The organism is Pseudomonas sp. 20P_3.2_Bac5 (assembly GCF_025466035.1).
In the GTDB taxonomy this organism is placed as follows: domain Bacteria; phylum Pseudomonadota; class Gammaproteobacteria; order Pseudomonadales; family Pseudomonadaceae; genus Aquipseudomonas.
This window is the reverse complement of record NZ_JANLOA010000001.1, coordinates 1-23,165: the sequence shown is the minus strand read 5'-3', so window position 1 is coordinate 23,165 and position 23,165 is coordinate 1. Positions and strand designations below refer to the sequence as shown.

Here is a 23,165-nt window from a genome sequence, read left to right as displayed (position 1 = left end):
TGACGTCAGTCAGTCGAACACGATCCCCTGCGCCAACGGCAGCTCCCGGGAATAGTTCACGGTGTTGGTCTGCCGGCGCATGTAAGCCTTCCAGCTATCCGACCCCGACTCACGACCACCGCCAGTTTCCTTCTCACCACCAAACGCCCCGCCAATCTCCGCACCGCTGGTGCCGATGTTGACGTTGGCAATCCCGCAGTCGCTGCCCGCGGCACTCTGGAAACGCTCGGCCTCGCGCAAATCAGTGGTGAAGATGCAGGACGAAAGCCCCTGTGGCACTTCGTTGTTCAGGCGCAGCGCTTCGTCGAAGTCATCGTAGGTCAGCACATAGAGAATCGGCGCGAAGGTTTCATGGCGCACCACCTCGGTCTGCCCCGGCATTTCGACAATCGCCGGCGCCACGTAATAGGCATTCGGATACTGCTCGGCCAGTTGACGCTCGCCGCCGAACACCTGGCCGCCTTCATCACGGGCGCAGGCCAGGGCGTCCTGCATGGACTGGAACGACGCCTTGTCGATCAGCGGGCCAATCAGGTTGCCTTCGCGCGGATCACCGATACGCACTTTGCCGTAGGCGGACTTGACCCGCGCCACCACTTCATCCTTGACCGAGCGGTGCACGATCACCCGGCGCAGGGTGGTGCAGCGCTGGCCGGCGGTGCCGACGGCGCTGAACAGCACGGCGCGCACGGCGAGGTCGAGGTCGGCGCTGGGGGCGAGGATCATCGCGTTGTTGCCGCCCAGTTCGAGGATGCTGCGACCAAAACGCGCCGCCACTCGCGGCCCGACTTCGCGGCCCATACGGGTGCTGCCGGTGGCGCTGACCAGCGGCACGCGCGGGTCGTCCACCAGCGCCTGGCCGGCGTCGCGGTCACCGATGATGACCTGGCTCAGGCCTTGCGGCGCATCGCCGAAGGCGGCCAGGGCTTTTTCGAACAGCGCCTGGCAGGCCAACGCGGTCAGCGGGGTTTTCTCGGAAGGCTTCCAGACCACGGCGTTGCCGCAAACCAGCGCCAGGGTGGTGTTCCAGGCCCAGACCGCGACCGGGAAGTTGAAGGCGCTGATCACGCCAACCACGCCCAGCGGATGCCAGCTTTCACGCATGTGGTGGCCGGGACGCTCGGAGGCGATGGTCAGGCCGTAGAGCTGGCGCGACAGGCCGACGGCGAAGTCGCAGATGTCGATCATTTCCTGCACTTCGCCCAGGCCTTCCTGGGTGATCTTGCCGGCTTCCACCGACACCAGTTCGCCCAGTTGCGCCTTGTGCTCGCGGAGGATTTCGCCAAACAGGCGGACCAGCTCACCGCGGCGCGGCGCCGGCACATTGCGCCAGGCCAGGAAGGCCTGCTGGGCCTGGTCGATCTTTGCGCTGACCGCGGCGGCCGGCTCCAGGTGCACCGAGGCGATCACGCTGCCGTCGATGGGGGTGTGAACCGGATGGTTGCCGTGGGTGTAGGCGCTGGGCGGGACACCCAGGCGGTCAAGCAATCCATCAACCATGTTGTTCTCCTGCAAGGCGGTGAGAGGTTGTAATCGTTGTGGGGATCAGTATTAATCCGATCACTCTGGCGCAACAAACGACCTTTATTCCGTACATCATTCCGCCAGGTAATGACCTTTCGGCCAGGAGCCGCTGCCATGTCCAAACGTCTGGTGCCATCGATGGCCGCCTTGCAGTGCTTCGAAGCCGCCGCCCGGCACCTGAGCTTCACCCGCGCCGCCGAGGAGCTGCACCTGACCCAGAGCGCGGTGAGCAAGCAGGTGGCGCAACTGGAAGAAATGCTCCGCCATCATCTGTTCCTGCGTATCCGCCGGCGCCTGCAACTGACGCCGGCCGGCGCGTTGTACCTGGCGGAGGTGAACAAGATCCTCACCCAGGTGGACATGTCCAGCCGCTACATCCTGTCGTACGGCGAGCAGACCGAGGTGCTCAAGGTCGCCACCCAGCCCAGCTTCGGCGTGCGCTGGCTGATCCCGCACCTGAAGGGCTTCGGCAAGCGCCACCCGAACATCCACCTGGATATCCGCAATGAAATGGAGCCCTTCGCCCTGCTCCAGGCCAAGGCCGACGTGGTGTTCTTCTATGGCCAGGGCACCTGGCCGGGGGCGACCTGCATCGAGCTGTTCGGCGAAGACGTGCTGCCGGTGTGCGCGCCGGAGCTGTTGCAGGGCCGCACGCTGAATGACGCCAGCGAGCTGGGCGACCTGGTGCTGCTGCAAAGCACCACCCGCCCGGAAGCCTGGCACGAATGGTTTCTCGAACAGGGCCTGCACTCGGCCAACAGCTATCACGGCCCGCGCTTCGACACCTTTCATATGTGCCTGAGCGCCGCCCAGGCCGGCTGCGGCGTGGCGCTGGTGCCGAGTTACCTGGCGCAGGCCGAACTGGCCGAGGGCAAACTGGTGGTGGCGTGGCCGCATCGCATGCGCAGCAACGGCGCGCACTTCCTGGCGTTTTCCGAGCATGCCGCCGAGGTGCCGAAGGTGCGCTGCTTGGTGGACTGGATCAATCAGCAAGTCGCGAACGATAGGTCCTGAATTGATGGAATGACTGCTCGACTTTTTTTCGCTTGAAGTCGAACAGCATTCCTCGCTTTCATGTATCAGCGCCCCGATCACTCACCAGGAAGCTTGCGATGCCCGCTCAAGATTTCGTCAGCCCGGACCACATCCGCGCACGGTTCTCCACCGCCATGTCGCTTATGTACAAGCAGGAAGTCCCGCTCTACGGCACGCTGCTGACGCTGGTGAGCGAGGTCAATCGACAGGTGATGGCCAGCCGGCCGGAAGTCGCCGAGGCCCTGCGCTGGACCGGCGAAATCGAACGCCTCGACCAGGAGCGCCACGGCGCCATCCGCGTCGGCACGGCGGAAGAGTTGGCCACCATCGGTCGCCTGTTCGCGGTCATGGGCATGCAGCCCGTGGGTTATTACGACCTCAGCCCGGCGGGCGTGCCGGTGCACTCCACGGCATTCCGCCCGGTGCATGAACAGTCGCTGCATATCAGCCCGTTCCGGGTCTTCACCTCGCTGCTGCGCCTGGAACTGATCGACGATCCGGCCCTGCGCGAGCTGGCCCGCTCGATCCTTGAACAGCGGCAGATCTTCACCCCCCGCGCGCTGCAACTGATAGAGCAAAGCGAACGTGATGGCGGCCTGAATGACGAAGATGCCAGCGCGTTCGTCAACGAAGCCCTGCACACCTTCCGCTGGCACCATGAGGCGACGGTGACCGCCGAGCAGTACACGCAACTGCACGACCAGCACCGTTTGATCGCCGATGTGGTGGCGTTCAAAGGCCCGCATATCAATCACCTGACCCCGCGCACCCTGGATATCGACGCGATCCAGCTCGGCATGCCGGCCGCGGGAATTCCGCCCAAGGCGGTGATCGAAGGCCCGCCCACCCGGCGCCACCCGATCCTGCTGCGGCAGACCAGCTTCAAGGCCCTGCAGGAGAAGATCGCCTTCAGCGACGCCGAAGGCAGCCACACCGCCCGCTTCGGTGAAATCGAACAACGCGGTGCGGCGCTGACGCCCAAAGGCCGCCAGCTCTACGACCAACTGCTCGACGCCACCCGCAACGCCTTGGGCGGCGCGCCGGCCGAAAGCAATGCCAACCGCTACATGAGCCTGCTGGCCGAGCAGTTCCGCGCGTTCCCGGACGACCTGCGGCAGATGCGCGAGCAGGGCCTGGCGTATTTCCGTTATTTCCCGACGGAAAAGGGCCTCGCCGCGCGGGATTCAGCGCAGCGGCCGACCGGCCTGGAGGCGCTGATCGAGGCCGGGCATATCCACTATGAGGCGCTGGTGTACGAGGACTTTCTGCCGGTCAGCGCGGCGGGGATCTTCCAGTCCAACCTTGGGGATGACGGTCAGGCGGAATATGGCAGCAATGCCAACCGCGACGCGTTCGAGGACGCACTGGGGCGGCGGGTGCAGGACGAACTGGCGTTGTATGCGGAGAGTGAGCAGCGCTCGCTTGCGGCTTGCGCTGAGGCGTTGATGTTGCATGTCTGAAGTGCTTCGCGAGCAAGCTCGCTCCTACAGGTCACCGGCGCACACCGGTTCAAAACCCTGTAGGAGCGAGCTTGCTCGCGAAGGGGCACGAAGTGGCCCCAATCTCTAGTCAACGCCCGACCCGAAACCGCCCCACTTCCTCCCGCAACTGCCCCGCCAAACCCTCCAGCTCGCGCGCCGTCGCCGCAAGGTTGCTCGCCACTTCCCGCTGTTCGCTGTTGGCCAGGGCGATGCTCTGCAGGTTGCTGCTGAGCAACGTGGCCGTGGCGCTCTGTTCCTGGGTTGCGGTGGTGATGGCGGCGAATTGCTCGCCGGCACTGCGGCTCTGCTCGTCGATCCGCGCCAACGCCTCGGCCACCTGGGTATTACGCTGCAAACCTTCCTGCATCAGGCGATTGCCCTGCTCCATGGTGTTGATGGCGTTGCCGGTCTGCTGTTGCACGCTGTCGATCATCACCGAGATTTCATCGGTGGCCTTGCGGGTGCGCGCCGCGAGGCTGCGCACTTCGTCGGCAACCACGGCAAAGCCGCGGCCCTGCTCGCCAGCCCGCGCGGCTTCGATGGCGGCATTGAGCGCCAACAGGTTGGTCTGTTCGGCAATCGAGGTGATCACCCCGACAATGCCGCCGATTTCCTGGGAGCGGGCACCAAGCACGTCGATCACCTTGGCGGTGTCGCCGAGCGCGCCGGCAATCTGTTGCAGGGACGACGAAGCTTCCTCCATCGATGAACGACCGATGCGGGTCTGCTGGGCGTTGTCCTGAGCCATGCGCTCAGTGCTGCCCATGCTGTCGGCGATGTTCATCGAGGTGGCGCTGAACTCTTCCACCGCGCCGGCCATGCTGTTGATCTCGCCGGACTGCTGCTCCATGCCGTCGCAGGCGCCGGACGACAAATCGGCCAGGGCGTGGGCACGGTTGCCGACCTGCTGCGCGGCCTCGCGAATCCGCAGAACCATGCTCGCCAGCGCTTCGCCCATCTGGTTGAAGCTCTGCGCGAGCTGGCCGATTTCATCCTGGCTAGTCACCTTCAAACGCACATTCAGGTCACCGGCACCGAGGGCCTCGGCCTGATGCACTAGATCGCTCAATGGGCGCAACTTGCGCCGCAGCAACCAGAGCGTGGCACCCACCGCCAACAGCATCGACAGCAGACTGCCAATGGCCAGACGTATGCCGACGCTCCAGGTCACCGCGCGAATTTCCGCCTCGGGCATGCTCGCCAGCACGGTCCATGGGCCATCGGCGAACGGCGCGGCAACGCTGTACAACGCCTCGCTGCCGTCATTCCAGAAATGCCCCTCGCCGGGGTGCGCGAGTACATCATCCAGCGCCTTGGGCTCGGCGGAGGTGGAGCCGGCCGGCGTCACCAGCCAGCGTTTTTGTTCGTCGAGCAGCGCCAGCGAACCGGTCTGGCCGATGCGGAAGCGCTTGAGGTTGGCGAACTGGGCGTTCTGCGCGTCGGTGTAGTCGAAGCCGACAAACAGCACGGCGATCACTTGCCCGGCACTGTCGCGCACCGGGGTGTACTGGGTCATGTACGAGCGCTCGAACAGCAGCGCGCGGCCGACGTAGGCTTGCCCGGCCATGAGGCGGGCGTAGGCCGGGTGCTGGCGATCCAGCAGGGTGCCGATGGCGCGGCTGCCGTCCTGCTTGGTCAGCGAGGTGCTGATGCGCACGAAGTCGTCGCCGCTGCGCACGAACACGGTGGCGGCGCCGGCGGTCAGGTTGCGGAATTCGTCCACTTCGCTGAAGTCGTTGTTCAGCGCCTGACCGTCGAGGAACAGGCCCGGCGTCGCCACCCCGGCCACCGGAATAGAGGTGCCGGCCTGCACGCTGAGGCCGCTTTTGAAGCGCTGTTCGAACAGGCCGGCGAGGCGCTGGGTGCTTTCACGCAGGGTGCTGTGGAAGGTGTTGAGCTGGTCGGCCAACAACCGCGCTTCGCTGGCCAAGTGTTCCTGACGGGTGATCAGGTTGGCGTGGTCGAGGGAGCGCAGGGCGAACAGGGTGCTGCCGGTAATCACCACGGCCAGCACGGCGGCAAGGGCGATACCGAGCTGCGAAGCAATTCGGGCGCGAGGTCGAGACATGAAAACTCCTGGCAATCCGGCAGGGATCATCGTGATCGCTGCACCGTCGGCATAAAAAGACCGGGCCTTTCTCCTGAGGCCCTCGCCCTTTAGATTCGGCTTTTTAGCGGATTACTTGAGCGTCCCACCCGGATATTCAGCGCAAACGATCATTCGCTGCCGTTGAGCTCATTTGCCTGCAGCATTTCCACTTCTGGCAACTGCATGGCCCGGGCTTCGCCCTGCAGGAAATCACTCAGGCGGCGCAGGCGCTCGCCGCCGGGGCGGGTGCGCGGCCAGACCAGAAAGTAATCCAGGCCGCTGGCCACCGCCGACGGCCACGGCAGGCTGAGCCGGCCCTGGGCGACGTCCTCGGCGACCATCAGCAGATCGCCCATCGACACGCCGTAGCCCCGTGCCGCGGCGATCATGCCCAGCTCCAGGGTGTCGAACACCTGGCCGCCCTTGAGCGAAATCTGCTCGGTCAGGCCCATGCGCGCCAGCCAGGTGCGCCAGTCGCGCTTGTCCGGGGTCGGGTGCAACAACTCGCAGGCGGCCAGGCGCTCCACGGTCCACGGGCCTTCCTTGAGCAATTCGGGCGCGCCCACCGGCACCAGCAGTTCGGAGAACAGCCGGCTGACTTCCCAGTCCGGCGGAAAGTGCCCGTCGCCCAGCAGCACCGCGCAGTCGAACGGCTCCTGGTTGAAGTCCACATGGTCGACATCCATCCAGGCGCTGGTCAGTTGCACCTCGTTACCGGGCTGCAAATGGCGGAAGCGACTCAGCCGCGCCAGCAGCCAGCGCATGGTCAGGGTCGAGGGCGCCTTCATGCGCAATACGCCGTCTTCGCTGCGCAGGGTGCTGCAAGCGCGCTCCAGCGCGGCGAAGCCTTCGCGCACCCCGGGCAGCAACAGCCGCGCCGCCTCGCTGAGTTGCAGGCTGCGGCCGTTGCGGACGAACAGGCGACAGGCGAAGTGTTCTTCAAGGGTGCGGATATGCCGGCTCACCGCGCTCTGGGTGATGTTCAACTCATCCGCCGCGCGGGTGAACGAGCTGTGCCGCGCGGCGGCCTCGAAGGCGCGCAGGGCGTACAGCGGGGGAAGACGGTGGGACATGGGCGAACCTCCTGGCGCGCATCTTCGCATGAGTTTTAATCATGCCAGTGATCGTTTTTATCCTTTTGTGCGCCGCGCTGCAAAGGCCGAAAATTGCTGGCTTCTCTCTTCTTCAGGCAAGGACACCGATCATGCAGGCCGCGTCGACTCATGAACTCAAGGCACTGCTGCGGCTCGCGGGGCCGCTGATTGCCTCGCAGTTGGCGCACATGCTGATGCTGCTCACCGACACCTTCATGATGGCCAGGATCAGCCCCGAAGCCCTGGCCGGCGGCGGGCTGGGCGCGGCGAGCTATTCGTTCGTGTCGATTTTCTGCCTGGGCGTGATTGCCGCGGTGGGCACGCTGGTCGCGATCCGCCATGGCGCCGGCGACACCGACGGCGCCACCCGCCTGACCCAGGCCGGGCTGTGGCTGGGCTGGGTGATGGCGGTAGTGGCGGCGCTGGTGCTGTGGAACCTGTCGCCGGTGCTTCTGCTGCTGGGCCAGACGCCCGGTAACGTTGAGCATGCCAGCCAGTTCCTGCTGTTGCTGCCGTTCGCCCTGCCCGGCTACCTGACGTTCATGGCCCTGCGCGGTTTCACCAGCGCGCTGGGGCGCTCGTCGCCGGTGATGGTCATCAGCGTGGTGGGGACGGTGCTCAACTTCCTGCTCAACTATGCGTTGATCGAAGGCATGTTCGGTTTGCCCAGACTTGGCCTGATGGGCATCGGCCTGGTCACCGCGATCGTCGCCAACTGCATGGCGGTGGCCCTGGCGCTGTATATCCGCAAGCACCCGGCCTACGCGCCCTACCCGATCCGCAAACAGCTTTCGCGGCCGTCGCTGCCGGCCCTGCGCGAGTTGTGGCGGCTGGGCCTGCCGATTGGCGGCACCTACACCGTGGAAGTCGGGCTGTTCGCCTTCGCGGCGCTGTGCATGGGCACCATGGGCAGCACCGAACTGGCGGCGCACCAGATTGCGCTGCAGATCGTCTCGACCGCGTTCATGGTGCCGGCGGGGTTGTCGTATGCGGTGACCATGCGCGTCGGCTTGCATTACGGCGCTGATCGCCTGCTGGCGGCGCGGCATGCCGGGCGGATCGGCATCGGTTTTGGCGCGGCGCTGATGCTGGGCTTCTCGGTGTTGTTCTGGCTGGTGCCGGAGCCGCTGGTGAACCTGTTCCTCGACCGCGACAACCCGGCCTTCACCGGCGTGATTCAGCTTGCGGTGAGCCTGTTGATGGTGGCGGCGTGGTTCGAGCTGTTCGACGGCATCCAGACCATCGCCATGGGCTCGATCCGCGGCCTCAAGGACGCCAAGACCACCTTCCTGGTGGGCCTGGGCTGCTACTGGCTGATTGGTGCGCCAGCGGCGTGGATCATGGCGTTCCCGTTGGGCATGGGCGCGGTCGGGGTCTGGTGGGGTCTGGCGCTGGGGCTGGCGTGCGCGGCGATTTGCCTGACGTGGGCGTTTGAGTGGCGGATGAAGCGGATGATGGGCGGGGCGGGTGTGGGAATGCCTGTTCGGACTTGATATCGCTGCTGGGGTACCTACATCCTCGCAGGTTCACCAGGTGCTAGCCGATAGTTCTTCGGCGCTCTCAAGATCGAGCGCCGCGCGGGCGGCGCATCGCGAGCAAGCTCGCTCCTACATTTGTTGCAACGTGCCTATGTCTGTCAGGCCATGGTTGACCGCCTTGTTTGCACGACGCGGTATCGAGTCGACCTCAACAGCCTTCCCGCGATCCATCGTCAAACGCCAAGGGCTGGCAACCCAACTCTTACAGGCCATGGCACGTTGCAACCAATGTAGGAGCGAGCTTGCTCGCGATTCGATCTTGAGAGCGCTGAAAAACTGTCGGCTAGCGCCTGATCGCCATTCTCAGGTCTGCTGACTGGCGCCTTTTGGCCTCCGCGTTGATTACAACGCCACCGGCCGCTGCGCCGCATTCGCCAGCAAAAACTCCACCAGCGGCTCGATCGCCAGCGGCTTGCTGATCAGGTAGCCCTGCACCTGATCGCAGCCGAAACTGCGCAACAGCTCCAGTTGCTCGGTGGTTTCCACACCTTCGGCCACCACTTCGAGGTGAAGGTTGTGCGCCAGGTTGATCATGGCGTGGACCAGCTTGCGGTTTTCTTCACGTTGTTCCATGCCGGCGACAAAGCTGCGATCGACCTTGAGCAGGGCAATCGGCAGGCTGTTGAGGTGCACGAACGACGAGAAGCCGGTGCCGAAGTCGTCCAGCGAGAAACGCACGCCCAGCCGCCCGAGGGCGTCCATGGTCTGTTTGACCAGGTCGTTGCGGCGCATGACCGCGGTTTCGGTGAGTTCGAATTCCAGCCAGCGCGCATCGACGCCGTGCTGCACGATCAGTCGGCTCAGGGTCGCCAGCAACTGGCTGTCCTGGAACTGGCGGAATGACAGGTTCACTGCCATGTGCAGCGGCGCCAGACCCCGCTCGCGCAGCACCTGGACATCGCGTAAGGCGCGGGAAATCACCCAATAGCCCAGCGGCACGATCAGCCCGCTCTGCTCGGCCAGCGGGACGAACTCGCTCGGCGGCAGCAGGCCGCGCTCGGCATGGCGCCAGCGAACCAGGGCTTCGAGGCCGACGATGCGGCCTTCGCTCAGGTCAAGGCGCGGCTGGTAGTGCAGTTCCAGTTCGTCGCGGCGCAGGGCGCGGCGCAGTTCGCTTTCCAGGTCGGCCATGCTGCGGGCGTTCTGGTTGATGCGTTCGTCGAAGATGTGGAAGGTGCAGCCGTGGGTGCTCTTGGCCTGCTGCATGGCGATGTGTGCGTGCCACATCAGCGGGTCGGCACCGGCCAGCGCGCGGGCATGGGCGACGCCCAGGCTGCAGCCGACCAGCAGGCTTTCGCCGTCGATCCAGTAGGGTTCGGCGAGGGCTTCGACGATGCGTTCAGCCATCCACTCGGCGCGTTGCGGTTCGCGGCGGGTGTCGATCAGCAGGGCGAATTCATCGCTGCCCAGGCGGGCAAGGCGGTCACCGGCTTCCAGTTGGCTCTTGAGCCGGCCCACCACCTGCAGGATCAGGCGGTCGCCGCCCTGGTGGCCGAGGGCGTCGTTGGCATGGCGGAAGTTGTCGAGGTCGAGGTGGCCAAGGGCAACGCCACGGCCTTCGTTCTCGGCCAGCCGTGCCGCCAGCAGGGTCTGGAAGCCCTGGCGGTTGGCGATGCCGGTCAGCGGGTCTTGTTCGGCGAGGCGTTGCAGCGTGGCTTCCAGCACGCCGCGCTCACGCACATGGCGCAAGCAGCGGCGCACGGTGTCGCTGCCCAATTGTCCGCGCACCAGCCAGTCGCTGACGCCGGGCGGCGCACTGGCCGGTTCGGCGTCCAGCAGCAGCACCATCGGCAGGTCGCAGCGGCCCGGCGCCGGCTGGCGACCCGGCGTGGCCAGGACGACGGCGTTGCGGTCGCGGGCGAACAGGCTGTCCACCGACTCCCAGCTCGGCGCCGTCAGCAATACCGCGGCGCCCGCCAACGGCAACAGCGATTCACCGAGGGCGACGGCCCATTCGGGCTCTTCGGCCAGCAGCAGCAAACGCAACGGTTCGGCAGGCGTAGACAAGCTCTCTCCTTAGTTAGCACGCGGACGCAGTCATTGACGCTGAATGATAGGAAAACGACACCACGCACTAATGTAAATGATTTTCACTTGGAGCACGGCGTCGCCGTTTCTGGAAAACCGTTCAATCCGGGCACGCATCCTGATGGAAAGTAGCAAAGCCGGCAAATCTGGATATTGTGCTGCGTCACACTGTCAGACGGTCGCGCCATGGCGACGATCCCCTGTTAAACTGCGCGGCTATTTTTCAACCACCCCCGGTTTACGTCATGTCCCGACTCAATCCCCGGCAGCAAGAAGCCGTGAACTACGTCGGCGGCCCGCTTCTGGTACTTGCCGGCGCGGGCTCCGGCAAGACCAGCGTGATCACCCGCAAGATCGCCTACCTGATCCAGCAGTGCGGGATTCGCGCCCAGTACATCGTGGCCATGACCTTCACCAACAAGGCCGCGCGGGAGATGAAAGAGCGGGTCGGCACCCTGCTGCGCAAGGGCGAGGGCCGCGGCCTGACGGTGTCGACCTTCCACAACCTCGGCCTGAACATCATCCGCAAGGAACACCAGCGGCTGGGCTACAAGCCCGGTTTCTCGATCTTCGACGAAACCGACGTGAAAGCCCTGATGACCGACATCATGCAGAAGGAATACTCCGGGGACGACGGCGTCGACGAGATCAAGAACATGATCGGCGCCTGGAAAAACGACCTGATTCTGCCGCCCGAAGCCCTGGAAAAAGCCCGCAACCCCAAGGAACAGACCGCCGCCATTGTCTACGCCCACTACCAGCGCACGCTGAAGGCGTTCAACGCGGTGGACTTCGACGACCTGATCCTGCTGCCGGTGAAACTCTTCGAAGAGCACGCCGACATCCTCGAAAAGTGGCAGAACCGGGTGCGTTATCTGCTGGTGGACGAATACCAGGACACCAACGCCAGCCAGTACCTGCTGGTGAAAATGCTGATCGGCACGCGCAACCAGTTCACCGTGGTGGGCGACGACGACCAGTCGATCTACGCCTGGCGCGGCGCGCGGCCGGAAAACCTGATGCTGCTCAAGGACGACTACCCGTCGCTCAAAGTGGTCATGCTGGAGCAGAACTACCGCTCCACCAGCCGCATCCTGCGCTGCGCCAACGTGCTGATCGCCAACAACCCGCACGCGTTCGAGAAGCAGTTGTGGAGCGAGATGGGCCACGGTGACGAAATCCGCGTGATCCGCTGCAAGAACGAGGAAGCCGAGGCCGAGCGGGTGGCCATGGAAATCCTCAGCCTGCACCTGCGCACCGACCGCCCGTACAGCGATTTCGCCATCCTCTACCGCGGCAACTACCAGGCCAAGCTGATCGAGCTGAAGTTGCAGCACCATCAGGTGCCGTACCGCCTGTCCGGCGGCAACAGCTTCTTCGGCCGCCAGGAAGTGAAGGACCTGATGGCCTACTTCCGCCTGCTGGTGAACCCGGACGACGACAACGCCTACCTGCGGGTAATCAACGTGCCGCGCCGGGAAATCGGCTCGACCACCCTGGAAAAGCTCGGCAACTACGCCACCGAGCGCAAGATTTCGATGTACGCCGCCAGCGAAGAGCTGGGCCTGCGCGAGCACCTCGACACCCGTTTCACCGATCGCCTGCACCGCTTCAAGACCTGGATGGACAAGGTCCGCGAGCAGGTGGCGCTGGAAGATCCGATCGCCGCGCTGCGCAGCATGGTGATGGACATCGATTACGAAAACTGGATTCGCACCAACAGTTCCAGCGACAAGGCCGCGGACTTCCGCATGGGCAACGTCTGGTTCCTGATCGACGCGCTGAAAAGCACGCTGGAAAAGGACGAAGACGGCGACATGACCATCGAGGACGCCATCGGCAAGCTGGTGCTGCGCGACATGCTGGAGCGCCAGCAGGAAGAAGAGGACGGCGCCGAGGGCGTGCAGATGATGACGTTGCACGCGTCCAAGGGCCTGGAATTTCCCTACGTGTTCATCATGGGCATGGAGGAGGAGATTCTTCCGCACCGCTCCAGCATCGAAGCCGACACCATCGAGGAAGAGCGCCGCCTGGCGTATGTCGGCATTACCCGGGCTCGCCAGACCCTGGCCTTCACCTTCGCCGCCAAGCGCAAGCAGTACGGCGAGATCATCGATTGTTCGCCGAGCCGCTTCCTGGATGAGCTGCCGGCCGACGATCTGGCCTGGGAAGGCCTGGACGACGCACCCACCGAGGTCAAGGCAGCGCGAGGCAATACGGCATTGGCCGATATCCGTGCCATGCTCAAACGGTAGATAATCACCCCTTTAATCGCCCTGGCTCATTGCCGGGGCCTTTTGCTTACATCCGAGGAAACACCAGTGGAAGCACTGCACCAGAAGATTCGCGAAGAAGGCATCGTGCTTTCCGACCAGGTACTGAAAGTCGATGCGTTTCTCAACCATCAGATCGACCCTGCGCTGATGCAACTGATCGGTGACGAATTCGCCCGTCTGTTCGCCGACTCCGGCGTGACCAAGATCGTCACCATCGAAGCCTCCGGCATCGCCCCGGCGGTGATGACCGGCCTGAAGCTCGGCGTGCCGGTGCTGTTCGCGCGCAAGCACCAGTCCCTGACCCTGACTGAAAACCTGCTGACCGCCTCGGTGTATTCCTTCACCAAGCAGACCGAGAACACCGTGGCCATCTCGCCGCGTCACCTCAACAGCAGCGACCGCGTACTGGTCATCGACGACTTCCTGGCCAACGGCAAGGCGTCCCAGGCGCTGATCTCGATCATCAAGCAGGCGGGCGCGACCGTTGCCGGCCTGGGCATCGTCATCGAGAAGTCGTTCCAGGGCGGCCGCGCCGAGCTGGACAGCCAGGGTTACCGCGTTGAATCGCTGGCCCGGGTCAAATCGCTGGAAGGCGGCCAGGTCACCTTCCTCTGACCGAGCCCCTCGGCCCGGATGTAAAAAGCCCGCCGCCACAGTGATGTGGCGGCGGGCTTTTTCATGGCTGGGACGTTAAACCTTGATCACCGCTCCCGAAGAGCCTCCGCCCGCGCCCGGATAATCGGCTTGAGCAGGTAACTCAGCACGCTCTTCTTGCCGGTGATGATATCCACCGAAGCCACCATGCCTGGGATGATCAGCAGCGGCTTCTCATCCGTGCCCAGGTGGCTGCGGTCGGTACGCAGCTTGATCAGGTAGAAGGTGTTGCCCTCTTCATCGGTGATGGTGTCGGCACCGATCTGCTCCAGCTTGGCCTTCAGGCCGCCATAGATCGTGAAGTCATACGCCGTGAACTTGACCATGGCTTCCTGGCCCGGGTGCAGGAAGGCGATGTCCTGCGGACGGATCCGTGCTTCCACCAGCAAGGTGTCGTCCAGCGGCACGATCTCCACCAGGTCGCTGCCCGGCTGGATCACGCCGCCGATGGTGTTGACCAGCACCTGCTTGACGATGCCCCGCACCGGCGAGGTGACCAGCGTGCGGCTGACCCGGTCTTCCAGCGCCTTGCCGGTGGCCTGGGTCTTGTTCAGGTCGGTGCGCGCCTCGTTGAGCTGGGTGAGCGCGTCACTGCGGAACTTGCCACGGGTTTCGTCGATCTTGCGCTCGACTTCCTTGATCGCCGACTCGGCCCGCGGGATCGCCAGGGACGTCGCATCGAGCTGGCCACGGTTTTCCACTTCGGCGCGCTTGAGCCGCAGCACTTCCACGGGAGACACCGCGCCCTGCGCTACCAGCGGCTCGGACATGCCGATCTCCTGGCGCAGCAGTTGCAGGCTGTTGCGGTATTGCGCCTGCTTGGAGGAGAACTCGCGCAGTTCCTGCTGACGCTGCACCAATTGCTCCTGCAGGCCGCCGACTTCGTCCTGCAATTGCTGGCGCCGGCTCTGGTACAGGGATTCTTCGCTGGACGCCTGGCTCGGCGCGGCTTTGCGCAGCTCGGCGTCGATGTTCAGCGGCCGGTCCTCGGCCTCGGCGCTCAGGCGCTCGACCCGCAGGGACAGGCCCACGCGGTCGGCCTCGGTCTCGCCGACGTTGGAGACGAAGCGGGTGTCGTCCAGGCGCAGCAACGGCGCCCCGGACTCGACCACCTGGCCTTCATGGACGTAAATCTGCGCGACGATACCGCCTTCCAGGTTCTGGATTTTTTGCAGTTTCGAGGACGGGATGGCCTTGCCGTCACCACGGGTGACTTCGTCCAGCACGGCGAAGTTGGCCCACAGCACCAGGAACAGGAAGAAAGCGATGATGCCCCAGATGGTCAGCCGGACGATGCGCGGCGCATCTTCCACCAGCGCCTTGTTGACCTCCGGCAGCGGCTCGCCGCCGAACGATTGCGAACCCTTGAAATAGCCGCGCAAGACATCCTTGAACCGCCCAACTCCTGACTTAAGCAACACTGATCTGCCCCTTCTTGAGCGCATCCATGACGGCGGCTTTCGGGCCGTCGGCGACGATCTGCCCGCGGTCGATGACGATCAACCGGTCCACCAGCGACAGCAACGAGGCGCGGTGTGTCACCAGCACCACCGTCTTGTGTTCGATAACCGCTTGCAGGCGCTGCTTGAGGCGCTCTTCACCGGTGTTGTCCATGGCCGCGGTAGGTTCGTCGAGCAACAGGATCTGCGGATTGAGCAGCAGCGCGCGGGCCAGGGCCACGTTCTGCCGCTGACCACCGGAAAGGTTCTGGCCGCGTTCGCCGACCTGCAATTCATAGCCCTGCGGGTGAAGCCGGGCGAACTCGTGCACGCCGGCCAGCTCAGCGGCCTGCAAGACCATCTCGTCTTCGACGTAGCGCGCCCCGCTGACCAGGTTGTCACGCAGGGTGCCGGCCAGCAGTTGAATGTCCTGTGGCACATAGCCGAGGTTGTGGCGCAGTTCGCTGACGTCGATCTGGCGAATGTCCACGCCGTCCACCAGCAGCGAGCCGGCGTCAGCCTCGTAGAGGCCCACCACCAGCTTGGCCAGCGAGCTTTTGCCCGAGCCGCTGCGGCCGATGATGCCGACCTTCTCGCCCGGACGGATGGCCATGCTGATGTTCTTCAGCGCGGGGTTCTGCTGGTTCGGGTAGGTGAAGTCGACACCACGGAATTCCAGGGCACCCTGCAGGACCTGACGGCTCAGCGGGCGCTCTTCGAAATTGCGCTCCTGCGGCAGCTCCATCATCTGGTCGGTGGACACCATGGTCACCTTGGCCTGCTGGTAGCGGGTCAGCAGGCCGGCCAGTTGGCCCAGCGGGCCGAGGGCCCGGCCGCTGAGCATGTAGCAGGCGATCAGGCCGCCCATGCTGAGGTTGCCGGCCATGATCTGGTAGACACCGAAGCAGATCATCGCGACCCCGGCCAGTTGCTGGATCAGCAAGGTGATGTTCATCGCCAGGCCCGACAGCACTTTCACCCGCAGTTCAAGGCGGCTGAGGGTGCCGATGGTCTGTTCCCACATGTACTGGCGTTCGCTTTCGGCGTTGTTGACCTTGACCGCATCCAGACCGGCGAGGGTTTCGATCAGGCTCGACTGGCGCTCGGAGGCCAGGGCCATGGTCCGCTCCAGCGTCGCCGTCAGCGGCCTCTGCAAGGCATAGCCGATGCCGAGGGCCAACGGGAAGGCGACGATCGGAACCCACACCAGATGGCCGCCGATAATGCCGATCACCATCAGAATCAGCAGGGTGAACGGCAGGTCGATCAGGCTGGCCAGGGTCAAGGAGGCGAGGAAGTCGCGCAGCCCCTGAAACTCGTGGATGTTCTGCGCAAAGCTGCCGACCCGCGCCGGGCGGTATTTCATCGACATGCCGACGATGCGCTCGAACAGCGTGGCCGAAATGATCAGGTCGGTCTTTTTCCCGGCGAGATCGAGGCAAAGGCTGCGCAAGCCCTTGAGGATAAGGTCGAAGACATACGCACCGGCGATGCCGATCGTCAGCACCCACAGGGTCGAGGTGGCCTGGTTCGGTACCACGCGATCGTAGACGTTCATCACGAACAGCGGCGCGGCCATGGCGATGATGTTGATGATCAGGCTGGCGGCTATGGCGTCGGCGTAGAGCCAGCGCGAGCGCTTGAGGGTGTCGCGGAACCAGGAGCGGGCCCGGGGGATCAGGTTGCCGTGGTTCACATCGAACTTGTGCTGCGGCTGAGCGAAGAACACCCGGCCTGCGTAGTCCGCTTCCAGTGCCTCGCGGCTGACATGCACCTCGCCGCCGTCGCTCTCACTGAGCAGCAGGCGCGCGGTGTTTTCATTCTCCCAGCCGAGCAGGACGGTGCTGCGCCCATCTTTGAGCAGCAGCATGGTCGGCATGGCGATGCTCGGGATGTGCTCCAGCTTGCGCTGCAACAGGCGCCCTTGCAGCCCGGCCCGGGCCGCCGCTCGCGAGAGCAGCTCGGGACTCAGGCGCTGCGCCGGCAGCGGCAGGCCGGTGGTGAGCATGGCGCGGCTGGCGGGCTTCTGGTGCAACACGCAGAGCGACAGCAGGCTGTCCAGCAGCGGATCGTCGTGCAGGCTTCGCGGGTCATGGGTGAGGTTTCTGCTGACAGATGAATCCACGCGGACTTCCTTGCTGGCTAGGGGGGGCCGTTAATCAGTTGAGCCCGGGCAAGTTTACTCTGGGCTTGATGTCGTTCTGTACGACGGTTGCCATCGGTGCCACGACGCCCTGGCTCCTGAGTAACTGACCAATGGTCGCTTTGATCCGGTACTGAGTAAACAGTTGAACGGTTTTGACTTCCGCCAGACGGCGCTGGGCACTGAACAATTCGTTCTCGCTGTCGAGCAGGTCGAGCAGTGTGCGCTCACCGAGGCCAAACTGGCTCTGGTAGGCAGTCCGCACGTTGCTGCTGTGCTGGACATATTGCTGAGCGATCGGCACCTGCGCATCGGCGTTCTGCTTAGCATTCCACGCCAAGCCTAACTCCTCATTGAGCTGACGCAAGGCATTGTTGCGAATATCCAGCGCCTGGCTCGCCATGTAGGACTTGGATTCCAGGTCCGCCTTGTCGCTACCGCCGTCGTACAGGTTGAAGCTCATCCGCACCATGGCCTGCCACTCGTTGTTGTGTCCGCTCACGCCGTCGACGTTGTTGTTCGCGCTGCGGCCCAGTTCGGCGTCGAAGCGCGGGTAGAACCGTGATTTGGCAGTTTCGTATTGCTTGTCGGCGGCAGCGATGTCCGATTCCGCCGAGCGCAGGGCCGGGTTGCTTTCGACCATTTGATGGCGGGCTTCATCGAGGGTCGCTGGCAGCAGGTCGATGAACGGCGGGGGCGGGCTCAGTTCATCGGGCAGTTGACCAACGACACTCAGGTAATTGGTTTGTGCATCGGCCAGGTTGGTTTGTTCCGTCAGCAGGTTGTTTTTTGCCGAGGCCAGGCGCGCTTCGGCCTGGTCCATGTCAGCCTGGCGTCCTACACCGCGAGAGGTGCGCAGGCGGATCTGATCGTAAATGCGTTCGTGGCTGCGCAGGTTGTCCTCGGACAGACGCACCATGTCGCGGCGCATCAGCACATCGAGGTAGACCCGGGACACGGCCAGGCCGGTGCGCTCGGAGGAATCCAGCAGCGCATAGGCGCGGGAGTTGGCGGTGGCCTGCTGGCGACCCACTTCGTTGGAGGTGGCGAAGCCGTCGAACACCATCTGCCGCAGACGGACGCTGGACTCGCCGCGATTCAGGGTTTCCCAGTGGTCGCTACCGCCAGCGGCACGGGTGGTGGTGCTGTCAGTGCTTTCGCGGCCGTAGCCGGCCAGCACATCGACCTTGGGCAGGTAGCCGCCCTGGGCAACGCGAACCTGTTTGTCGGCCGCGAGTCTACCGTTCACTCCAGCCTGGATTTCCGGGTGCGTTTCGAGGGCTTGTTGCATGGCTTGGGGCAGGGTCTGTGCGGAACAAAAATTGGCGCCAAAAAACAGTGCTGCGGCAGTCAGGACGGGCAAACGCATTTCGTATTTTCCCCAGGGACCTTTTTGTCCCAAATCAGCGCAAAACATGGCATCTCGCCAGAAAATGGCTATAAAAAGAAACCGCGTGTCGGAAATTTCCTAATGAGAACCACATCACAGATCAACAGGGCTTCACCGGTTGAAATATCAATGTGACATTAGTAAACCGATTGTTTAGGATGGCGACCATCGGGTCAATAGTTTGACTCAAAAGAATTAAAAAGAACTCGGCGCCATAAGTTTGACAGTAAGTCAGAACGTCTTGCGAAACATTCCAAGCAGATAGCGGCAACAACAGCCCAATGCGTATGGAAGCCACATTAGAACGGTTAGTTCGGAGAGTGTCATGAGCAGTGTTGTCGCCATCGTCCAACGTGTTATTGGCCAGGTAATGGCTGTATCCCCTGAAGGTGTTCAACGTGTACTGGTAGAAGGCGACCGCCTGTTTGCCGGCGACCAGGTTTTGACGGGCCTCTCCGGCGCCATCACCCTGGAGTTGACCGACGGACGCACCATCGACCTGGGTCGTGATACGCAGTGGAGCGCTGACTCTCCGGACAGCACCACCAACATCGAGGAGATCGCCGCTCAGGCCGCGCCTTCGGTCGAGGAGCTGCAGCAGGCCATCGCCGCCGGTGCTGACCCGACGCAAGACCTCGAAGCGACCGCAGCGGGTCCACAGTCCCAGGGCGGTGGTGCTGCGGGTGGTGGTCACAGTGTGGTGATGCTGGATGCCACCGCCGGTTCCGTGGCGCCGGTTATTGGTTATGAAACCGAAGGCCTGAACTTTGCCGCCACGTTGAATGAAGACTTCACGGGCGCGCCTGACACCACCACCCAGGCCCTCGACGCCACCGCCACCACCCAGGAAAGCAGCCTGACGCTGAGCGCCACGCCAAACGTTTCCGAGGCCGGCGGCGCGATCGTCTACACCGCGACCCTGACCCAGGCGCCGACCTCCGATCTGCGCGTGACCCTGTCCAACGGCCAGGTCATCGTCATTTCCGCTGGCCAGCTGACCGGCAATGTCACCGTGGTGATTCCGTCCAGCGACAACGCCTACCTGGATGACCGCCAGATCTCCACCACCATCACCGGCACCACCGGTGGCGACGGCCTGACCCTCACCCCGAATACCACCCCGGCGGTCACCCAGATCGTCGACACCCTCGACACCACCACGCTCAATCTGACCGCGGGCGGCAGCGTCACCGAAGGCGGCGTGATCACCTACACCGCCAGCCTGACCAATCCGGCGCAAACGCCGGTGACCGTCACCCTGTCCAACGGCGCAGTGATCACCATCGCGGCCGGCGAAGTGACCGGCACCGTGCAAGTGCCGACCCCGGCCAATGACGTGTACGCCAACGGCAGCACCGTCAGCGTGACCATCACCGGCGCGTCGGGGGGCAACTTCGAGAACCTGGAGCCGAGCACGACGCCTGCCGTCACCACCATCACCGACTCCATCGACACCACTACCGTCAACCTGGGCGCCAGCGCCAGCGTTGCCGAAAACGGCGTGATCACCTACACCGCCAGCGTCACCGCGCCGGTGACCGGTTCGCCTGTGGTCATCACCCTGTCCAACGGCCAGACCATCACCATTCCGGTCGGCAGCAGCAGCGGCAGCGTGGAATTCACCGCGCCGAACGACGTCTACAACGGCGCCACGCCGATCAGCACCACCATCACCGGTGTGACCGGCGGTAACTACGAAAGCCTGGTGCCGAGCACCACCCCGGCCGTCACCACCGTTACCGACAGCGTGGACACCACCACCGTCACCCTCGACGCCAATCCGAGCGTTGCCGAAAACGGTGTGATCACCTACACCGCCAGCGTCACCGCGCCGGTGACCGGCGCCCCGGTGATCGTCACCCTATCCACCGGCCAGACCATCACCATCCCGGTCGGCAGCACCAGCGGCACGGTGCAGTTCACCGCACCGAATGACGTCTACAACGGCGCCGCGCCGATCAGCACCACCATCACCGGCGTGACCGGTGGCAACTTCGAAAGCTTGGTGCCGAACCCGGCGCCGGCCGTGACCACCGTTACCGACAGCGTGGACACCACCACCGTCACCCTCGGCGCCAACCCGAGCGTTGCCGAAAACGGCGTGATCACTTACACCGCCAGCGTCACCTCGCCGGTGACCGGCGCACCGGTGGTCGTCACATTGTCCAACGGCCAGACCATCACCATTCCGGTTGGCAGCAGCAGCGGCAGCGTTGAATTCACCGCACCGAACGACGTCTACAACGGCGCCACGCCGATCAGCACCACCATCACCGGCGTAACCGGCGGCAACTTCGAAAGCCTGTTACCGAACCCGGCACCAGCCGTCACCACCGTCACCGACAGCGTGGACACCACCACCGTCACCCTCGGCGCCAACCCGAGCGTTGCCGAAAACGGCGTGATCACCTACACCGCCAGCGTCACCTCGCCGGTGACCGGCGCCCCGGTGATCGTCACCCTGTCCACCGGTCAGACCATCACCATCCCGGTCGGCAGCACCAGCGGCACCGTGCAGTTCACCGCACCAAACGACGTCTACAACGGCGCCGCGCCGATCAGCACCACCATCACCGGCGTGACCGGCGGCAACTTCGAAAGCCTAGTGCCAAACCCGGCGCCGGCCGTGACCACCGTTACCGACTCGACCGACACCACCACCGTCAGCCTGGGCGCCAGCCCGAGCGTGGCCGAAAACGGCGTGATCACCTACACCGCCAGCGTCACCTCGCCGGTGACCGGCGCACCGGTGGTTGTGACCCTGTCCAACGGACTGTCGATCACCATCCCGGTCGGCAGCAGCAGCGGCACCGCACAGTTCACTGCGCCAAATGACGTCTACAAGGGCGAGACGCCGATCAGCACCACCATCACCGGTGTGAGCGGCGGCGACTTCGAAAGTCTGGTGCCGAATACTGCCCCGGCGGTGACCACCGTCACCGAAAGCACCGACACCACCGGCCTGAGCATCAGCGCCACCGGTACCGTCGCCGAAGGCGGCCAGATCATCTACACCGCCACCCTGACCAACCCGGCCGGCACCGCGACCACCGTCACCCTGTCCAACGGCGCGATCATCGTCATCGCCGCCGGCCAGACCACTAACAGCGTGGCGTTCGCCGCCCCGGCGGACGACGTTTACAAAAGCGCGGGGACCATCAGTGTCACCGTCGACAAAGTCGATGGCGGCAACTTCGAGAACCTGGCGGTCAGTGGTACGCCTGCCGTCACCAGCGTGACCGACACATTCGACACCAGCACCGTCGCCCTCACCGCCACCCCGAGCGTGACCGAAGGCGGCGTGGTGACCTACACCGCGTCCGTGACTGCGCCGGTTACCGGCACCCCGGTCACCGTCACCCTCGCCAACGGCCAGACCATCGTTATTCCGGTCGGCCAGAGCTCGGCCTCGGTTGACTTCACTGCACCGAACAACGTCACCGTCACCAACCCGGCGCTGACCAACAGCATCACCGGCGTGAGCGGTGGCAACTACGAAAACCTCGTTGCAGGCACCGGCACGACCACCACCACGGTCACCGATGATCCGGCTCGCCTCGACACCACTGGCCTGACCTTGTCCGCGACCGGTTCCGTCCAGGAAGGCGGCAGCATCGTTTACACCGCCACGCTGACCAATCCGGCTGGCACCGAGATGAAGATCACCTTGAGCAACGGTGAGGTCATCACCATTGCCAAGGATGCGACTGAAGGTAGCGTCACCTTCGCCGCACCGAAAGACACCGTTTACGTCGATGCGGGCAGCGTCAGCGTGACCGTCACTGGCACCACCGGTGGCGATTTCGAACATCTGGAAGTTAGCCCGACTGCTGCCGTGACCGCGGTCACCGACAGCATCGACACCAGCACCGTGACCCTCACCGCCACCGCTAGCGCGGTTGAAGGCGGCGTGGTCACTTACACCGCTTCGGTCACTGCTCCGGTCACCGGCGCTCCGCTGGTCATCACTCTGGCTAACGGCCAAAGCATCACCATTCCGGTCAACGCTTCGAGCGGCTCGGTGGACTTCATCGCACCGAACAACGTGTTGAATACCAACACGCCGCTGACCAACAGCATCACTGGCGTCACCGGCGGCAACTACGAGCACCTGGAAACCGCCGGTACTCCGACCACCGTCGTGACCGATGATCCAGCTCGTCTGGACACCACCGGCCTGACCTTGTCCGCGACCGGCACCGTCCAGGAAGGCGGCAGCATCGTCTACACCGCCAAGCTGACCAACCCAGCCGGCACTGAGATGAAGATCACCTTGAGCAACGGTGAAACCATCACCATCGCCAAGGATGCGACCGAAGGCAGCGTGACCTTCGCAGCACCAAAAGACACCGTTTACGTCGACGCCGGCAGCGTCAGCGTGACCATCACTGGCACCACTGGTGGCGACTTCGAACACCTCGAAGTCAGCCCAACCGCAGCAGTTACTGCTGTAACGGATTCGATTGATACTTCA

Annotated in this window: 13 protein-coding genes and 1 pseudogene; 6 read left to right on the top strand and 8 right to left on the bottom strand. The window is 64.2% G+C overall.

Going from position 1 to position 23,165, the window contains the following annotated elements; genetic code table 11:
* Positions 1-9 precede the first annotated feature (9 nt).
* Positions 10-1,500 carry an aldehyde dehydrogenase family protein gene (locus NTD88_RS00065; protein WP_315975138.1) on the bottom strand — a complete coding sequence of 497 codons (1,491 nt, stop codon included), beginning with the start codon at positions 1,498-1,500 and terminating at the stop codon, positions 10-12.
* A 138-nt stretch (positions 1,501-1,638) separates the two neighbouring features.
* Between NTD88_RS00065 and NTD88_RS00060 the strand changes: the two genes are divergently transcribed.
* A complete protein-coding gene (locus NTD88_RS00060; protein ID WP_262153616.1) occupies positions 1,639-2,538 on the top strand; it encodes a LysR family transcriptional regulator in 900 nt (299 codons plus the stop codon).
* A 98-nt stretch (positions 2,539-2,636) separates the two neighbouring features.
* Positions 2,637-4,019, top strand: a complete 1,383-nt coding sequence (locus tag NTD88_RS00055; RefSeq protein WP_262153615.1) for a VOC family protein — start codon at positions 2,637-2,639, stop codon at positions 4,017-4,019.
* A 109-nt stretch (positions 4,020-4,128) separates the two neighbouring features.
* Here NTD88_RS00055 and NTD88_RS29025 read toward each other — a convergent pair whose 3' ends face one another.
* From NTD88_RS29025 to NTD88_RS00045, 3 genes and pseudogenes are all read right to left on the bottom strand, one after another.
* Positions 4,129-4,860 (bottom strand): methyl-accepting chemotaxis protein, encoded by a 732-nt coding sequence (locus NTD88_RS29025; protein WP_410017240.1) that lies wholly within the window; start codon positions 4,858-4,860, stop codon positions 4,129-4,131.
* 135 nt (positions 4,861-4,995) lie between these two features.
* Positions 4,996-6,108, bottom strand: a pseudogene (locus tag NTD88_RS29020) (Cache 3/Cache 2 fusion domain-containing protein); the annotation flags it as partial.
* A 149-nt stretch (positions 6,109-6,257) separates the two neighbouring features.
* Positions 6,258-7,202 carry a LysR substrate-binding domain-containing protein gene (locus NTD88_RS00045; protein WP_262153612.1) on the bottom strand — a complete coding sequence of 315 codons (945 nt, stop codon included), beginning with the start codon at positions 7,200-7,202 and terminating at the stop codon, positions 6,258-6,260.
* A 131-nt stretch (positions 7,203-7,333) separates the two neighbouring features.
* Between NTD88_RS00045 and NTD88_RS00040 the strand changes: the two genes are divergently transcribed.
* Complete coding sequence (locus tag NTD88_RS00040) at positions 7,334-8,716, top strand: NorM family multidrug efflux MATE transporter (protein WP_262153611.1); 1,383 nt, start codon at positions 7,334-7,336, stop codon at positions 8,714-8,716.
* A 387-nt stretch (positions 8,717-9,103) separates the two neighbouring features.
* Here the strand turns inward: NTD88_RS00040 and NTD88_RS00035 are convergent, their stop codons facing one another.
* Positions 9,104-10,768, bottom strand: a complete 1,665-nt coding sequence (locus NTD88_RS00035; protein ID WP_262130973.1) for a putative bifunctional diguanylate cyclase/phosphodiesterase — start codon at positions 10,766-10,768, stop codon at positions 9,104-9,106.
* A gap of 266 nt (positions 10,769-11,034) precedes the next feature.
* Here NTD88_RS00035 and rep point away from each other — a divergent pair, with 266 nt between their 5' ends.
* Both rep and xpt read left to right on the top strand, forming a co-directional pair.
* Positions 11,035-13,044, top strand: a complete 2,010-nt coding sequence (gene rep / locus NTD88_RS00030) for a DNA helicase Rep (RefSeq protein WP_095159862.1) — start codon at positions 11,035-11,037, stop codon at positions 13,042-13,044.
* A 66-nt stretch (positions 13,045-13,110) separates the two neighbouring features.
* The gene (xpt, locus tag NTD88_RS00025; protein ID WP_095159861.1) at positions 13,111-13,680 is read left to right on the top strand and encodes a xanthine phosphoribosyltransferase; all 570 of its coding nucleotides are present in this window, start codon (positions 13,111-13,113) and stop codon (positions 13,678-13,680) included.
* 86 nt (positions 13,681-13,766) lie between these two features.
* Here the strand turns inward: xpt and NTD88_RS00020 are convergent, their stop codons facing one another.
* From NTD88_RS00020 to NTD88_RS00010, 3 genes are read right to left on the bottom strand one after another with little or no spacing between them, the layout of a single operon-like run.
* Positions 13,767-15,140 carry an HlyD family type I secretion periplasmic adaptor subunit gene (locus NTD88_RS00020; RefSeq protein ID WP_095159860.1) on the bottom strand — a complete coding sequence of 458 codons (1,374 nt, stop codon included), beginning with the start codon at positions 15,138-15,140 and terminating at the stop codon, positions 13,767-13,769.
* Positions 15,130-17,283, bottom strand: coding sequence for a type I secretion system permease/ATPase (locus tag NTD88_RS00015; protein WP_095159859.1), 2,154 nt, complete (start codon positions 17,281-17,283; stop codon positions 15,130-15,132). The genes NTD88_RS00020 and NTD88_RS00015 overlap by 11 nt, the downstream gene beginning before the upstream one ends.
* A 34-nt stretch (positions 17,284-17,317) precedes the next feature.
* Positions 17,318-18,670: a TolC family outer membrane protein gene (locus NTD88_RS00010; RefSeq protein ID WP_262153610.1), complete on the bottom strand. Its 1,353-nt coding sequence runs from the start codon at positions 18,668-18,670 to the stop codon at positions 17,318-17,320.
* A 346-nt stretch (positions 18,671-19,016) separates the two neighbouring features.
* Between NTD88_RS00010 and NTD88_RS00005 the strand changes: the two genes are divergently transcribed.
* A partial coding sequence (locus NTD88_RS00005; RefSeq protein ID WP_262191699.1) for a retention module-containing protein occupies positions 19,017-23,165 on the top strand: 4,149 nt, incomplete at its 3' end.

What these genes read in the sequence shown, in the direction of transcription:
- NTD88_RS00045 (WP_262153612.1), bottom strand. Translation starts at nt 7,202, where the DNA reads ATGTCCCACCGTCTTCCCCCGCTGTACGCCCTGCGCGCCTTCGAGGCC.
- NTD88_RS00040 (WP_262153611.1), top strand. Translation starts at nt 7,334, where the DNA reads ATGCAGGCCGCGTCGACTCATGAACTCAAGGCACTGCTGCGGCTCGCG.
- NTD88_RS29025 (WP_410017240.1), bottom strand. Translation starts at nt 4,860, where the DNA reads ATGGCCGGCGCGGTGGAAGAGTTCAGCGCCACCTCGATGAACATCGCC.
- NTD88_RS00055 (WP_262153615.1), top strand. Translation starts at nt 2,637, where the DNA reads ATGCCCGCTCAAGATTTCGTCAGCCCGGACCACATCCGCGCACGGTTC.
- NTD88_RS00065 (WP_315975138.1), bottom strand. Translation starts at nt 1,500, where the DNA reads ATGGTTGATGGATTGCTTGACCGCCTGGGTGTCCCGCCCAGCGCCTAC.
- NTD88_RS00010 (WP_262153610.1), bottom strand. Translation starts at nt 18,670, where the DNA reads ATGCGTTTGCCCGTCCTGACTGCCGCAGCACTGTTTTTTGGCGCCAAT.
- rep (WP_095159862.1), top strand. Translation starts at nt 11,035, where the DNA reads ATGTCCCGACTCAATCCCCGGCAGCAAGAAGCCGTGAACTACGTCGGC.
- NTD88_RS00060 (WP_262153616.1), top strand. Translation starts at nt 1,639, where the DNA reads ATGTCCAAACGTCTGGTGCCATCGATGGCCGCCTTGCAGTGCTTCGAA.